This window comes from Bradyrhizobium sp. KBS0727, from assembly GCF_005937885.2.
Classification (GTDB): domain Bacteria; phylum Pseudomonadota; class Alphaproteobacteria; order Rhizobiales; family Xanthobacteraceae; genus Bradyrhizobium.
Genome location: NZ_CP042176.1, coordinates 5,623,431 through 5,635,883, shown reverse-complemented (window position 1 = coordinate 5,635,883; position 12,453 = coordinate 5,623,431). Strand labels below are relative to the sequence as shown.

Annotated in this window: 14 protein-coding genes, 1 pseudogene and 1 riboswitch; of the genes and pseudogenes, 6 read left to right on the top strand and 9 right to left on the bottom strand. The window is 63.2% G+C overall.

What is annotated here, in order from left to right; all coding sequences use genetic code 11:
- Positions 1 to 113: 113 nt before the first annotated feature.
- A complete protein-coding gene (locus FFI89_RS26470) occupies positions 114 to 500 on the bottom strand; it encodes a RidA family protein (RefSeq protein ID WP_138830494.1) in 387 nt (128 codons plus the stop codon).
- Between the two features lie 147 nt (positions 501 to 647).
- Here FFI89_RS26470 and FFI89_RS26465 point away from each other — a divergent pair, with 147 nt between their 5' ends.
- Both FFI89_RS26465 and FFI89_RS26455 read left to right on the top strand, forming a co-directional pair.
- The gene (locus FFI89_RS26465) at positions 648 to 1,088 is read left to right on the top strand and encodes a hypothetical protein (protein ID WP_138830493.1); all 441 of its coding nucleotides are present in this window, start codon (positions 648 to 650) and stop codon (positions 1,086 to 1,088) included.
- A gap of 881 nt (positions 1,089 to 1,969) precedes the next feature.
- A complete protein-coding gene (locus tag FFI89_RS26455) occupies positions 1,970 to 2,476 on the top strand; it encodes a lipocalin-like domain-containing protein (protein WP_138830492.1) in 507 nt (168 codons plus the stop codon).
- 129 nt (positions 2,477 to 2,605) lie between these two features.
- Here the strand turns inward: FFI89_RS26455 and FFI89_RS35420 are convergent, their stop codons facing one another.
- From FFI89_RS35420 to FFI89_RS26420, 7 genes and pseudogenes are all read right to left on the bottom strand, one after another.
- The gene (locus tag FFI89_RS35420) at positions 2,606 to 2,767 is read right to left on the bottom strand and encodes a toll/interleukin-1 receptor domain-containing protein (protein ID WP_138830491.1); all 162 of its coding nucleotides are present in this window, start codon (positions 2,765 to 2,767) and stop codon (positions 2,606 to 2,608) included.
- 181 nt (positions 2,768 to 2,948) lie between these two features.
- Positions 2,949 to 4,868 (bottom strand): phosphomethylpyrimidine synthase ThiC, encoded by a 1,920-nt coding sequence (gene thiC, locus FFI89_RS26445; protein ID WP_138830490.1) that lies wholly within the window; start codon positions 4,866 to 4,868, stop codon positions 2,949 to 2,951.
- A 204-nt stretch (positions 4,869 to 5,072) separates the two neighbouring features.
- Entirely contained in the window at positions 5,073 to 5,681 is a 609-nt protein-coding gene (locus FFI89_RS26440; protein ID WP_138830489.1) for a thiamine phosphate synthase, read from the bottom strand.
- Positions 5,668 to 6,450, bottom strand: coding sequence for a thiazole synthase (locus FFI89_RS26435; protein WP_138830488.1), 783 nt, complete (start codon positions 6,448 to 6,450; stop codon positions 5,668 to 5,670). Before FFI89_RS26435 ends, FFI89_RS26440 begins: the two co-directional genes overlap by 14 nt.
- Positions 6,451 to 6,612: 162 nt before the next feature.
- Positions 6,613 to 6,810 carry a sulfur carrier protein ThiS gene (thiS, locus tag FFI89_RS26430; RefSeq protein ID WP_138830487.1) on the bottom strand — a complete coding sequence of 66 codons (198 nt, stop codon included), beginning with the start codon at positions 6,808 to 6,810 and terminating at the stop codon, positions 6,613 to 6,615.
- A complete protein-coding gene (locus tag FFI89_RS26425) occupies positions 6,801 to 7,829 on the bottom strand; it encodes an FAD-dependent oxidoreductase (protein WP_138830486.1) in 1,029 nt (342 codons plus the stop codon). Before FFI89_RS26425 ends, thiS begins: the two co-directional genes overlap by 10 nt.
- Positions 7,817 to 7,963, bottom strand: a riboswitch (TPP riboswitch). Its footprint overlaps the gene before it by 13 nt.
- A gap of 398 nt (positions 7,964 to 8,361) precedes the next feature.
- Positions 8,362 to 8,766 (bottom strand): annotated as a pseudogene (locus FFI89_RS26420) (transglycosylase SLT domain-containing protein); the annotation flags it as partial.
- 401 nt (positions 8,767 to 9,167) lie between these two features.
- Between FFI89_RS26420 and FFI89_RS26415 the strand changes: the two are divergent.
- The 4 genes from FFI89_RS26415 to FFI89_RS26400 all read left to right on the top strand — a co-directional run bounded on the left by FFI89_RS26415 (position 9,168) and on the right by FFI89_RS26400 (position 10,980).
- Complete coding sequence (locus FFI89_RS26415) at positions 9,168 to 9,362, top strand: hypothetical protein (RefSeq protein ID WP_138830485.1); 195 nt, start codon at positions 9,168 to 9,170, stop codon at positions 9,360 to 9,362.
- A 175-nt stretch (positions 9,363 to 9,537) separates the two neighbouring features.
- The gene (locus FFI89_RS26410) at positions 9,538 to 9,915 is read left to right on the top strand and encodes a PRC-barrel domain-containing protein (protein ID WP_138830484.1); all 378 of its coding nucleotides are present in this window, start codon (positions 9,538 to 9,540) and stop codon (positions 9,913 to 9,915) included.
- Between the two features lie 86 nt (positions 9,916 to 10,001).
- Positions 10,002 to 10,553 (top strand): PRC-barrel domain-containing protein, encoded by a 552-nt coding sequence (locus FFI89_RS26405; protein ID WP_138830483.1) that lies wholly within the window; start codon positions 10,002 to 10,004, stop codon positions 10,551 to 10,553.
- Positions 10,554 to 10,767: 214 nt separating this feature from the next.
- Positions 10,768 to 10,980: a dodecin family protein gene (locus FFI89_RS26400; protein ID WP_074818153.1), complete on the top strand. Its 213-nt coding sequence runs from the start codon at positions 10,768 to 10,770 to the stop codon at positions 10,978 to 10,980.
- A 64-nt stretch (positions 10,981 to 11,044) separates the two neighbouring features.
- On the opposite strand, the gene FFI89_RS26395 is transcribed toward FFI89_RS26400, so the two are convergent.
- Positions 11,045 to 12,256 carry an ABC transporter substrate-binding protein gene (locus tag FFI89_RS26395; protein WP_138830482.1) on the bottom strand — a complete coding sequence of 404 codons (1,212 nt, stop codon included), beginning with the start codon at positions 12,254 to 12,256 and terminating at the stop codon, positions 11,045 to 11,047.
- Between the last annotated feature and the right edge of the window lie 197 nt (positions 12,257 to 12,453).

Here is a 12,453-nt window from a genome sequence, read left to right as displayed (position 1 = left end):
CATCGCACGCTTTGCGCTCTTGCTTCGTAGGGTGGGCAAAGCGGAGCGTGCCCACCACCTTGTGAACCGGCAGTGAAGATGGTGGGCACGGCGCAAGTGCGCCTTTGCCCACCCTACGACTTCAACGACGCCACGCCCTCGATCTCGATCAGCATCTTGGGATCGGGCAGCGCCACCACCACGCAGGTGGTGCGGGCCGGATAGGGCGCCGGCCCGAACGCTTCGGCATAGAGCTTGTTCATGGTCGCGACGTCGGAGGCGCGGGTCAGCAGCACGTTGACCTTGACCAGGTCGCGGAACGAAGCGCCTGCCTCGTCGAGCACGCGCTTGATGTTGGCGACGACGAAGCCGAACTGCGCCTCGAAGCCCTCCGCCAGCGCGCCGTTTTCGTCGAAGCCGGGAATGCCGGAGATGAACAGCAGGTCGCCGGTGCGCGCGGCAAACGACAGCGGCGGCGATTTGACACCTGAGGGAGGGGCGAAGTGCTTTATGGGGGGCATAGGGACTCCTTTTCGCCATGGTATGAAGGCAATGACGGAACCACTTTGCCCATCCGGCCCTTCGGTTACAATCCGCAAATCGCGACTCACCAAGTCAAGACTCTCGCGCGTCGCAACACGCATTCGTCAATTCCGGGAAACCCATTCATGAAGATCTCATCCGCCATCCGCATCGCTCTGCTCGCACTGACCGCCTTCGCCGGCACGATGTTCTCCTCGGCCTCGCATGCCGACGAGGGCTTTGTGCAGCTCACGATCTACAAGGCGGGCTGGATCATCGGCGGCTCCGGCGGCGGCGGCACGCTGACGTTCCGCGGCCGGACCTATCGGCTGTCGACCGGCGGTCTCGACTACGGCCTGGTGTTCGGCGGCTCGAAGACGGTGCTACGCGGCCGGGTCAGCAACATCTACCGCCCGTCCGATGTCGCCGGCGTCTACGGCGCCGCCGGTGCCGGCCTCGCCGTCGGCCGCGGCGCTCGCGCCATCGTGTTGACCAACCAGAAGGGCGCGGTGCTGGAACTGTCCGGCAGCCAGACCGGCCTGATGGCGAACGCGGATTTGAGCGGGCTTGCGATCACGATGCGGTAAAGTCCACGCGCGTAGGGTGGGCAAAGGCGCGTATGCGCCGTGCCCACCATCTAACGCGGCGCTCGCAATGGTGGGCACGCTTTCGCTTTGCCCACCCTACGCAAGACGGCTCACTCGCTCATATTCAACTGTCAAACAGCGCGAGACACGCATCCGCATTCCCGCGGCGCGATGCGCCCGGAGTTTTTCATTTCGTTTGCCCTCTTGAAGTACAGAGGGCGCAGGGAAGACCGGGTGCTCGCCGCACCCGCGGTCTCATGTGCGATGTGGGTAGTAAATGCTGCACATGAGCATACAGGTTTGGCGGAATCACACCGGCCTTCCCTGCGCAATGGCTTTACGGCTTATACGATTTCGTCCTGGTGACCGGCTTTCTTGCCACCATCGCCGTGAGAAGCGTTTGCTTCTCACAAGCTTGACGCCAGCACCGGGGCGTCGGACCCAAACGATTTCGCCGTACGCATCTGCCGCGCTCGTCAGTCGCAGCCTTTGCGTCCACCGCTCCCCGCCCCAACGTCTGCGACGATGGCCTACGCCCCTTGTGGTGGGACAGGATGCGCGGAGTTGTGGAGTTGATTTGCCCGACGGGGCCAGCGGAATATTTTTGCGCAAAGGGCTGGACAGACTCTTGGTGATTTGCCCGTCGGGTTACTTTGTCGCAGGTGGAAGCGATAAATTGTGCTTGCGCGCGAGGTGGAAACAGCTTCGTGGCGAAGCAACGTAGGGTAGGTTAGCGACTTGTCCGCCGTAGCTCAAAGAGCGTAGGCGGAAGCGTAACCCACCGAATTACGAGCTCGGTTGCGAAGAGGTGGCGGTTTACGCTTCGCTAATCCGGCCTACGACCCTAGCATGCGCGCCAACACGTCTCCGGGGAGGAACCCATGAAGTTGAGGATCGCCGCCAGTCTGCTCGCGCTTGCTCTGTCGGCCGGCGCCGCCGCCGCGCAGCCGGCCAAAAGCCTGAAGGAGCAGATCGTCGGCACCTGGAATTTCGTGGTCGCCGAGGTGTCGGCGCCCGACGGCAAGAAGTCGTTTCCGTTCGGCGAGACGCCCAAGGGCATTTTGATCTTCACGGCCGACGGCCGCTTCGCGCAGATCCATGTCGCCGGCGACGTGCCCAAGATCGCCTCCAACAACCGCATGACCGGCACGCCGGAGGAATACGCCGTGATCATGCGGCGCAGCCTGTCGGTGTTCGGCACCTACACCGTCGACGAGGCCAAAAAGACCGTTACCTACAATATCGTGTCGTCTTCATTCCCGAACTGGGAGGGCGAAGCGCAGACCCGCAATATCGACAAGCTCACCGACGACGAGTTCGTCAACACCAACCCAAATGTCGGTGGCGGGCGGGGGAGTGCGAGTAATTTTTACAAGCGGGTGAAGTAGGGGAACTGTAGGTGCCTAGGGTGGGTTAGCGGAGCGTAACCCACCGCAATACAAAGGCTGTTGCGGAGAGATGCGGCGGATTACGTTTCCCTGGTCCGCCCCCAAGGGTTTGCGGAAGGTCTAGCAGGCCTACACGGTCGTTGGGTATAAGCTATCGCCCAGGTGTATTTCGGACTCGTCGAGCCAAACTTTAAGGCCGAATCCCGCAAGGTGATTTGCAAGTGGTCGGGCCACGCTCTCTTTGTCTTCGGAGGCGTGGCTAATGAATACGTCCCAATCATATTCAATCATTGTGCGCGCCTTATCAAGGTCGGCCTGATTCTCTCACTTTGCGTGTAAAGTGGGCCTCTTACAACACTCTCGACTCTTCCCTAACTCTTTCCGACAATAAAGAGGCCGGGCTCTCGCCCGGCCTTTCGCATTCCGAGGGATGCCCGGGTCAAGCCCGGGCATGACGAGGAGATCAGGTGCCTCACAACACCCGATTGCTCTCCTTCACCTTCTCCGCATCCAGATACACGTTGCTGCCCATTTCCTTGAACTTCTGGCTCATCTGCGCCATGCCGTCCTCGATCACGCCAGAGACCGACATGCCGACGCCGCCACCGGCGACCGCGCGCTTGTCGGGATCGTTCAAGGTCGCCGCATAATCGCGCACGTCCTGGGTGATCTTCATCGAGCAGAACTTTGGCCCGCACATCGAGCAGAAATGCGCGACCTTGTGGGCCTCCTTCGGCAGGGTTTCGTCGTGATAGGCGCGGGCGGTTTCCGGATCGAGGCCGAGATTGAACTGGTCCTCCCAGCGGAAGTCGAAACGCGCGCGTGACAAGGCGTCGTCGCGCAGTTGCGCGGCGGGGTGGCCCTTGCCGAGATCGGAAGCGTGGGCCGCGATCTTGTAGGTGATGACGCCGACCTTGACGTCGTCGCGGTTCGGCAGGCCGAGATGTTCCTTCGGCGTCACGTAACACAGCATCGCGCAGCCGAACCAGCCGATCATGGCGGCGCCGATGCCCGAGGTGATGTGGTCGTAGCCCGGCGCGATGTCGGTGGTCAGCGGTCCCAAAGTGTAGAACGGCGCTTCGCCGCACTCCTTGAGCTGCTTGTCCATGTTGATCTTGATCTTGTGCAGCGGCACATGGCCGGGGCCTTCGATCATGACCTGGCAACCCTTCTTCCAGGCAATCTGCGTCAGTTCGCCGAGCGTCTCCAGTTCGGCGAATTGCGCGCGGTCGTTGGCGTCGGCGATCGAGCCGGGACGCAGACCGTCGCCGAGCGAGAACGAGACGTCGTACTTGCGCATCAGGTCGCAGATTTCCTCAAAATGGGTGTAGAGGAAGCTTTCCTTGTGATGCGCCAGGCACCACTTCGCCATGATCGAGCCGCCGCGCGACACGATGCCGGTGACTCTGTTGGCGGTGAGGTGGATGTAGGGCAGGCGCACGCCGGCATGAATGGTGAAATAGTCGACGCCCTGTTCGCACTGCTCGATCAGCGTGTCCTTGTAGAGCTCCCAGGTCAGCTTGACGGGATCGCCTTCGCACTTCTCCAGCGCCTGATAAATGGGAACGGTGCCGATCGGGATCGGCGCATTGCGCAGAATCCATTCCCGCGTCGTGTGGATGTTGCGGCCCGTCGAGAGGTCCATCACGGTGTCGGCGCCCCAGCGGATCGCCCACACCATCTTGTCGACCTCCTCCTCGACCGACGAGGTCACGGCGGAGTTGCCGATATTGGCGTTGATCTTGGTGAGGAAGTTGCGGCCGATGATCATCGGCTCCAGTTCGGCATGGTTGATGTTGCAGGGGATGATGGCGCGGCCGCGCGCGATTTCGGAGCGGACGAATTCCGGCGTCACGAACGCGGGCACGCTGGCGCCAAAGCTCTCGCCGTCGGCGATCGCGGCTTCGGCGCGCTCCAGCTGCACCTTGCGGCCGAGGTTTTCGCGGGTCGCGACGTAGATCATCTCCTTGGTGATGATGCCGGCGCGGGCGAACTCGAGCTGCGTGATCATGTGGCCATCGAGGCCGCGCAGCGGCTGGTGATGCGCGGTGAAGGCCTTCGCCGCATGCGAGGCGCCGACATTGCCGTTGTCTTCCGGCTTGATGTCGCGGCCTTGGTACTCCTCGACGCCGCCGCGCTCCTTGACCCATTCGATGCGCGCGCGCTTCAGGCCGGCATTGACGTCGATGGTGACATCAGGATCGGTGTAGGGGCCTGAGGTGTCGTAGACCGGCAGGTTCGGCTCGCCGGCGCCTTCGCTGAGGATGATCTCGCGCAGCGGCACGCGGACATCCGGGGCTTCATCCGGCGTCACCCAGATCTTGCGCGAGGCGGGAAGCGGACCGGTGGTGACGGCGGGAAGCGTGGTGTCGGGGTTGGAGCGGATGTTCATGGGATCCTCCGTTGAACTTCTAATTGATAGCGTTGGGTGTGGCGTTCCCCCACCCGTCGCGCGCTGACGCGCGCGCCACCCTAAGAGCGAACTTCGCTCGTCTCGACCCCCGCAGGCGGGAGAGGGAAGACAAGCGCGAGGTCGGCTCCCTCTCCCGCTTGCGGGGGAGGGTTGGGGTGGGGGTGTTTCTGCAAGCACTCATGCTCACGCGGCCTCCGCGTTCTGGCCCAGCCATTGCCTCACCCGCGCTTCGGGGTCGGCATGTTGGGTGACGTCGCTGACGACCGCGATCGAGTCGGCGCCGGCGGCGAAAATATCGGCGGCCTGTTCGAACTTGATACCGCCGATTGCGACCAGCGGGATGTTGCCGATGCGCTTCTTCCACTCGGTGATTTTGGGAATGCCCTGCGGCGCGAAGCGCATCGATTTCAGCGTGGTCGGAAAAATTGGCCCCAGCGCCACGTAATCGGGTCTGGCACGCAGCGCGGTCTCAAGTTCTGCGTCGTCATGGGTGGAAATGCCGAGCGTCAGTTTGGCGCTGCGAATTTCGTTCAAGTCCGCATCGGCGAGGTCTTCCTGGCCGAGATGCAGATGCTGCGCGCCAGCGACGATCGCCGCGCGCCAGTAGTCGTTGACGACGAGTTTTGTGCCGGTGCCCTTGGTGACGGCCAGCGCATCGCTGACGATCTGCAGCGCTTGCGAATCGTTGAGGTCCTTGGCGCGCAACTGAATGGTGCCGACGCCAAGCTTGGTCAACCGCGCCACCCAGGCGACGCTGTCGACGACGGGATAGAACTTGTCAGGATACGGCATGCCAGAATGGGGTCCCGATGACAGGGGTGGAAGGGGAGGCGAAGTCGCGGGCTTCCATCAGCCCCGCTTCAAAGGCGGTGCGGCCGGATTCCACGGCGAGACGAAATGCGTTGGCCATCGCGATCGGGTCAGCGGCTTTTGCAATCGCGGTGTTGAGCAGCACGGCGTCGTAGCCGAGTTCGAGGGCATGCGCCGCATGCGACGGTGCGCCCAAACCGGCATCGACCACCAGCGTGATGTCGGGCAGCCGGTCGCGCAGCAGCTTTAGCGCATCGCGGTTGATGATGCCTTTGGCGCTGCCGATTGGGGCCGCCCACGGCATCACGACCTTGCAGCCGGCGTCGACCAGCCGCATCGCAACACCGAGGTCTTCAGTGCAATAGGGGAATACCTCAAAACCGTCCTTGATCAGGATGGCGGCGGCCTCGACCAGGCCGATCACGTCGGGCTGCAGCGTGTCGTTGTCGGCGATCACCTCGAGCTTGATCCAGGGCGTGCCGAACAGCTCGCGCGCCAGCTTGGCGGTGGTTACCGCCTCGCGCACGCTGCGGCAGCCGGCGGTGTTCGGCAGCACGGAGACGTCGAGCTCGCGGATCAGCGACCAGAACGCATCGCCGGTCTTGCCGCCGGCGGACTCGCGCCGCAACGACACCGTAACGATGTTGGCCCCGGAGGCCCTGATAGCACCCTGCATGATCGCCGGCGACGGATACAGCGCGCTGCCGATCAGGAGGCGGGAGGGGAAGGTTTTGCCGTAGAAGTTCAGCATGGGATCTCTCAATTTGTCGTCCCACCCACAACCGTCATCCCCGCGAAGGCGGGGATCCAGTACGCCGGGAAACTAGCGATTGAACCGCGCGGCCGCGGCGTACTGGGGCGCCCGGTCAAGCCGGGCGATGACAGCGGTGTGTCGGGTGTGCCGTTCACCAAATCACCCTCCCTGCCGCGGCGTGATGATCTCGATCTCGTCGCCGCTCTTCAGCGTGGTCTCGGCCCAGCGGCTTTTCGGCAGCACGTCGTAATTCACGGCAATCGCAAAGTGGGTGCCTTCGTATTCGAGCTCGCTGAGCAGCGCGTCGATCCGGGAGGCATTGATCTCGCGCTGCTCGCCGTTGACGGTTACACGCATCGCATCACCTCATTGTCGATCGCGCCGCGCGCCACATGCGCCAGCGTCAATTCCGCCAGCGCCGGCGCCAGCAGGAAGCCGTGGCGATAGAGCCCGTTCACGGCGATCTTTTTCTTCTCGACCGTGATCCGCGGCAGGTTGTCCGGATAGGCCGGGCGCAGGCCGGAACCGAATTCGAGAATCCGCGCTTCGGCAAACGCCGGATGCACGGCGTAGGCCGCGCCGAGAAGCTCCAGTGCCGAGCGCACGCTGACGCCGGTGTCCTCGGCCTCGATCGAGGTCGCGCCCAGCATGAACTTGCCGTCGCCGCGCGGGATCACGTAGAGCGGCCAGCGCGGATGGATCAGCCGCACCGGGCGCGACAGTTCGACTTCCGAGGTCTCGACGATGATCATCTCGCCCTTGACGCCGCGAAGTTCCTTCTGCTCGTCGCGCGCGGCAAGGCCGCGGCAATCGATCACGATTCCCTCAAGGTTTTGGCCGTCGAGGTTTTCAGCATCGGCGTCGCTGTTGAACTTGATGGTGCCGCCGGCCGCAGTGATCCGCGCATGCAGCTCCGGCAGCACGCGGCGCGGCTCGACATGGCCTTCATCGGCGTAGAACAACCCGTCGCGGAAGCGGCCTTCGAGCGACGGTTCGAGTTCGCCGAGACCCTGCGCGTCGAGCCTGACGTGGCCGGTGGTGAGTTTGGCAAAACGTTCGAAATCGGCGCGGTCGCGCGCATGCGCCACCACCAGCGAGCCGTTGAACGGGGTTTTGGGAAAATGCTCGCGCCAGAGATCGAGCGAGCGCAGGCCGAGCCTGCCGATCATCGGCTCCGAGGCTTCGGCCTCGCACCAGGGCGCCAGCATGCCGCCGGCCCAGTGGCTGGTCGACAGCGTCATCTCGGCGTCGCTGCGCTCGTATAGCGTGACGGCGTGGCCGGCCTGCGCGAACAGCAAGGCTTGCCACGCGCCAGCAATGCCCGCGCCGATAATGGAAACGGGGGAATCCCCCCGCGACTTGGAACCCTGTAACATCCCTGTCCCTTCGCCGGCATGACCCGGATCAGGTTCAAAGGGTCACCGCGGTCTCGGGCGCTCTACCTTGACGTAGGGCTGGCCCAAAGTTTGCGGTATCTCAGCTCCTCGTCGGAGCTCCCCTCGGAACGGGTCTAATGTAGGCCGATGGGCTGACGTGTCAACGCGGCTTTGGGGCGTTTGCACCGCTGGAAGTGCTGGCAGGCATGCCGGCAGACGGGCGCGGAACCCGCTCTTTCGCGTCCGCGAGCTTCTTCGCGGCGGGCTTTGAAGCGACTTTGGGCTTCAGGAAACCGGGTATCAGATCGATCGGCTTTGACGCGGTTTTGGCAGCTGAAACGATTTTGCGCCGCGAAGCATGCGTGGGCGCCGTAGCGTTGGGCTTCACGGCATCGGGCATTGCAGCGGCTTCCGCAGGCCTGGCGGCTTCATCCGATTTGGCGACCTCGACAGGTGCGACGGCGGCCTCGGTCGGTTCCGCGACGGCGTCATTGGACGGTGCACTCGCCAGCATGGGCGCGGTATGCTTCAGCCGCTGGCGCTTGGCGACCTCGTAATAACCGCTGGCATATAAATGCACGGCGCGGTCGTGGTTGCTTTCGGCGGCGCGGTAGGCGCCGGCGAGGTATTTCACGCCATAGGTCAAGTTGGTTTCGGGATCGCGCAAGCCTTCGGCGTCGCCCTTGTAGCCAAGGCCGCGCGCGGTCGCGAGCTTGATCTGCATCAGCCCGATGGTGCCGCCGCGTCCGATTAGGTTCGGCTGATACTTGCTCTCCCTGACGATGACCCGGTGCACCAGCGCTTCCGGCACCTGGTTCGCCTTGGCGTGAACGGCGACGGTCTGTTCAAAGGTCGCGCGATTCTGCGCTTCCACGCGAGGCGGAAACAGCAGCGCTGCCACGGCGACAGGCCAGGCAATGACGGGCAAACGCTTCATGAAAAAGATCTCGGGCGGACGCGATATGGATCGGGCGACGCGTTAATGATTTGGACAACCCAGTATCGCGGCCAGTTGTGGCGAAAAACCGGCGACATCGACGCCGCGGCACCTCATCCCGAGGACATCCGCGAGGCTCCGGCCGGACGTTACGCATGCCGCGTGGGCAGAGGCACGCCTGCGCCGTGCCCGCCGTCGCTCCGGATCGCGATTGCGCACTCTCGTTCCTCGCATTGCATCGCAGCGCATGTTTGTCGTCCAGCAGCGCATGTTTGTCGTGCAAATGACTCAATGCAGGTCTAGGATTTTTTTGGACGCGGGACGCTTGCTTCCGACAGCAAATCTGTCCCATTCAAATCAAAATAGAATCTACAAAAAATAAAATCTGAGGGAGGTGCGCCATGACTGGATCAGGCTCCAGCTATCTGCCCCGCGAAAATCCCTGCGCGCAATGCGGCAAGCCGATCGCGCGGCCGGACTGGATTGAAAGCAGCCCGGGCCGGACATCGTTCCTCTGGTTCTGTCGCGCCTGCGATTATCGCTTCGAAGCGGTCGCGATCTACGACCACGCGGATCCCGACGCGCTCGCGGCGTAACAACACGCGATTCACCCAGGCGGCTTGACTAGGCGGCCGACCGCTCGATCTGCTGGTGTACCGGCAGTTGGATGCGGACCACTAACCCGTGGGGCTGGCGGTCGTGCAGCGACAGCACGCGGGAACCGACGGCCCGATGGAACGTTAATCCTTCCGTTCATATCTGGAGGGTGCGATGGCAATCGAGGTCACGTCCAGGCCGCATCAGTTGATCGCGAGCGACCGGATCGAAGGCACCGCGGTACGGCGGCCGAACGGCGACAAGATCGGCCACATCGAGCGGCTGATGATCGACAAGATCTCCGGCCAGGTGTCCTACGCCGTGTTGAGCTTCGGCGGGTTCCTCGGCATCGGAACCAATCTGCTTCCGTTGCCGTGGGGGCGGCTCTGCTACAGCACAAAATTCGAGGCCTACGAACTCGATATCGAAGACGAGGAACTGAAGCGCGCGCCGTCGTTCCGCGCCGACAAGGATTTCGACTGGGGCGATCGTGCGCAGGAAGCGGAGCTGCATCGCTATTACGGCATGCCGCCTTACTGGGGCGGCTTTTGACCGCAGTGTTCTCTTGCAGAACTGCGGAACGCTTGGTGGGCTGACGGGTTTTCCCGGTATCGATTTCTGAACTGAGGAGAACCAAAATGTTGGCCAGATATACCATCGCCGCGATTGCCGGTTCCGCGTTGCTTGCCGGTGCCGCATTCGCGCAGAATCCAACCGCGACCACCACCGACAGCGCCGGCATGGCGCCAGCGTCCAGTACATCTTCGTCGTTCCAGGGGGACTGGCGCGCGTCCAAGATGGCCGGCCTGAGCGTCTACAACGACAAGAACGAAAGCGTGGGCTCGATCAATGACCTGCTCACCGACAAGAGCGGTAACATCAAGGCGGTCGTGATCGGCGTCGGCGGCTTCCTCGGGGTAGGCGAGCACCTCGTCGCGGTGCCGTTCGACAAGGTGAAGTTCGTCAGCGAGCCGGTGGCCTATACCGGCGCGGCCAACGCGCCGGGTGCGTCTGGCGCTGCGAAGTCGTCTTCGACGATGCCGCCGCCTTCGACCACCACGACGGGCGCAGCAACCACGGCTCCCGCGGCGGCTTCGAAGCCCAATCCCTGGTATCCGGACCACGCCGTGTTCAACGCGACCAAGGACGAGTTGAAGGCGATGCCGGAGTTCAAGTATTCGATCAACTAAGTCCGCGGGCTTCGGCCCACGTGAGCGACATCAACCGGCCGGACGGCATTGCCGCCCGGCCGGTTTGATTCATGGTTTGATTGTTGGTTTGATTTTCGGCGGCCTGCTTGGCCAAACCATGCTGCAGCGCATCCTATCAGCCGGCATATCCCGATGCTACGCTCGGTTGCGGCGGGAACTCCTGCGTCCTGCCTGAAACCAACGGGAGGACGACATGGCTGAGAGCGTCTACAAGGTTATCGAACTGATCGGTACCAGCAAGGACTCCTGGGAAAAGGCGGCCACCGCCGCCGTTGCCAGGGCCGGAAAATCGCTGCGCGATCTTCGCGTCGCCGAGGTTGTCACGCTCGATCTGCAACTGGACGCCAAGGGCAAGGTCGAAGCCTACCGCGCCAAGCTGAAAGTCTCGTTCAAGTTCGAAGGCTGACGCCGCCGCGGCGAAATATATAACGCGCCCGGTTTTGCCGGGCGCGTTTTTGCTGTCGCAACCGTCAGTGCGTGACCAGCGGGCAGCCGCCCTTGTCGAGCGGACGGAATGCTTCGTCGCCGGGTACAGTGGCGATCAGCTTGTAGAGGTCCCATTCGTTCTTGGACTCGGCCGGCTTCTTCACCTCGAACAGATACATGTCGTGGACCATGCGGCCGTCGATGCGGATCTTGCCGTTCTTGGCGAAGAAATCGTTGACCGGGGTCGCGCGCATCTGCGCCATCACCTTCGGCGCCTCGTCGGAGCCGATGGCCTCGATCGCCTTCAGGTAATGCATGGTCGCCGAATACAGGCCCGCCTGGATCATGGTCGGCATGTGGCCGACCTTCTCGTTGAAGCGTTTCGAGAAGGCGCGGGTTTCGTCGTTCATGTCCCAGTAGAAGGCGTCGGTGACGATCAGGCCTTGGGTGGCCTTGACGCCGAGCGCGTGGGCATCAGTGATCTCCATCAGCAGCGCGATCATCTTCTGGCCACCGTCGATGATGCCGAATTCGGCGGCCTGCTTCAGCGCGTTGGTGGTGTCGCCGCCGGCATTGGCGAGCGCAATCACCTTGGCCTTGGAAGCCTGGGCCTGCAGCAGGAACGACGAGAAGTCGGACGAGTTGAGCGGCGCGCGCACGTCGCCGACGACCTTGCCGCCGCTTTCCTTGACGACGTTGGCGGCGTCGCGCTGCAGCGCCATGCCGAAGGCGTAGTCGGCGGTGACGAAGAACCAGGTGTCCTCGCCGCGCTTGACCATCGCCTTGCCGGCGACGTTCGACAGCGCGTAGGTGTCGTAGGTCCAGTGCACGGTGTTGGGCGAACAGGCGACGCCGGTGATGTCGGAACTGCCGCCGCCGGAATTGATGTTGATCTTGTTCTTTTCGCGCGTCAGCGCCGAGATCGGCAACGCCACGGAAGAAGTCGGCACGTCGAAGATCGCATCGACCTTGTCGTTGTCGTACCAGTTGCGGGCGATGCTGACGCCGACGTCGGGTTTGTTCTGATGGTCGGCGGCGACCACCTCGACCGGTTTGCCCTTCACCTTGCCGCCGTAATCGGCGACCGCCATCTCGACGGCTGCGAGCGAACCCTTCCCGGTGGCGTCGGCGTAGAGGCTCGACATGTCGGTGAGTACGCCGATCTTGACGACGTCGTCGGAGATCTGGGCCTGTGCGGCGCCGCCCGATAGGGCGACGGCAAGACCGGCCGCGACCGCGGCTGCGATGGATTTCATGGTTTCTTCTCCCAGGCTTTTTGTTGAGGGCTTCGTTTAGGCGCCTGTTGTATCCGGCTTTGCGGAAGAGCGTAAGCCGAAGGCCGCGGTGGAACCCGCTACCAACGGCTAAAATGCGGGCGTGATTTCTTACCTCGCCCGCTTTGCTTGCGGGGAGAGTCGGAGTCGAAGGCTTCGGGTGAGGGGGATTCTCCGCG

Excerpts from the sequence above, each read along its gene's own strand:
- FFI89_RS26470 (WP_138830494.1), bottom strand. The coding sequence starts at position 500 with ATGCCCCCCATAAAGCACTTCGCCCCTCCCTCAGGTGTCAAATCGCCG.
- FFI89_RS26465 (WP_138830493.1), top strand. The coding sequence starts at position 648 with ATGAAGATCTCATCCGCCATCCGCATCGCTCTGCTCGCACTGACCGCC.
- FFI89_RS26455 (WP_138830492.1), top strand. The coding sequence starts at position 1,970 with ATGAAGTTGAGGATCGCCGCCAGTCTGCTCGCGCTTGCTCTGTCGGCC.
- FFI89_RS35420 (WP_138830491.1), bottom strand. The coding sequence starts at position 2,767 with ATGATTGAATATGATTGGGACGTATTCATTAGCCACGCCTCCGAAGAC.
- thiC (WP_138830490.1), bottom strand. The coding sequence starts at position 4,868 with ATGAACATCCGCTCCAACCCCGACACCACGCTTCCCGCCGTCACCACC.
- FFI89_RS26440 (WP_138830489.1), bottom strand. The coding sequence starts at position 5,681 with ATGCCGTATCCTGACAAGTTCTATCCCGTCGTCGACAGCGTCGCCTGG.
- FFI89_RS26435 (WP_138830488.1), bottom strand. The coding sequence starts at position 6,450 with ATGCTGAACTTCTACGGCAAAACCTTCCCCTCCCGCCTCCTGATCGGC.
- thiS (WP_138830487.1), bottom strand. The coding sequence starts at position 6,810 with ATGCGTGTAACCGTCAACGGCGAGCAGCGCGAGATCAATGCCTCCCGG.
- FFI89_RS26425 (WP_138830486.1), bottom strand. The coding sequence starts at position 7,829 with ATGTTACAGGGTTCCAAGTCGCGGGGGGATTCCCCCGTTTCCATTATC.
- FFI89_RS26415 (WP_138830485.1), top strand. The coding sequence starts at position 9,168 with ATGACTGGATCAGGCTCCAGCTATCTGCCCCGCGAAAATCCCTGCGCG.
- FFI89_RS26410 (WP_138830484.1), top strand. The coding sequence starts at position 9,538 with ATGGCAATCGAGGTCACGTCCAGGCCGCATCAGTTGATCGCGAGCGAC.
- FFI89_RS26405 (WP_138830483.1), top strand. The coding sequence starts at position 10,002 with ATGTTGGCCAGATATACCATCGCCGCGATTGCCGGTTCCGCGTTGCTT.
- FFI89_RS26400 (WP_074818153.1), top strand. The coding sequence starts at position 10,768 with ATGGCTGAGAGCGTCTACAAGGTTATCGAACTGATCGGTACCAGCAAG.
- FFI89_RS26395 (WP_138830482.1), bottom strand. The coding sequence starts at position 12,256 with ATGAAATCCATCGCAGCCGCGGTCGCGGCCGGTCTTGCCGTCGCCCTA.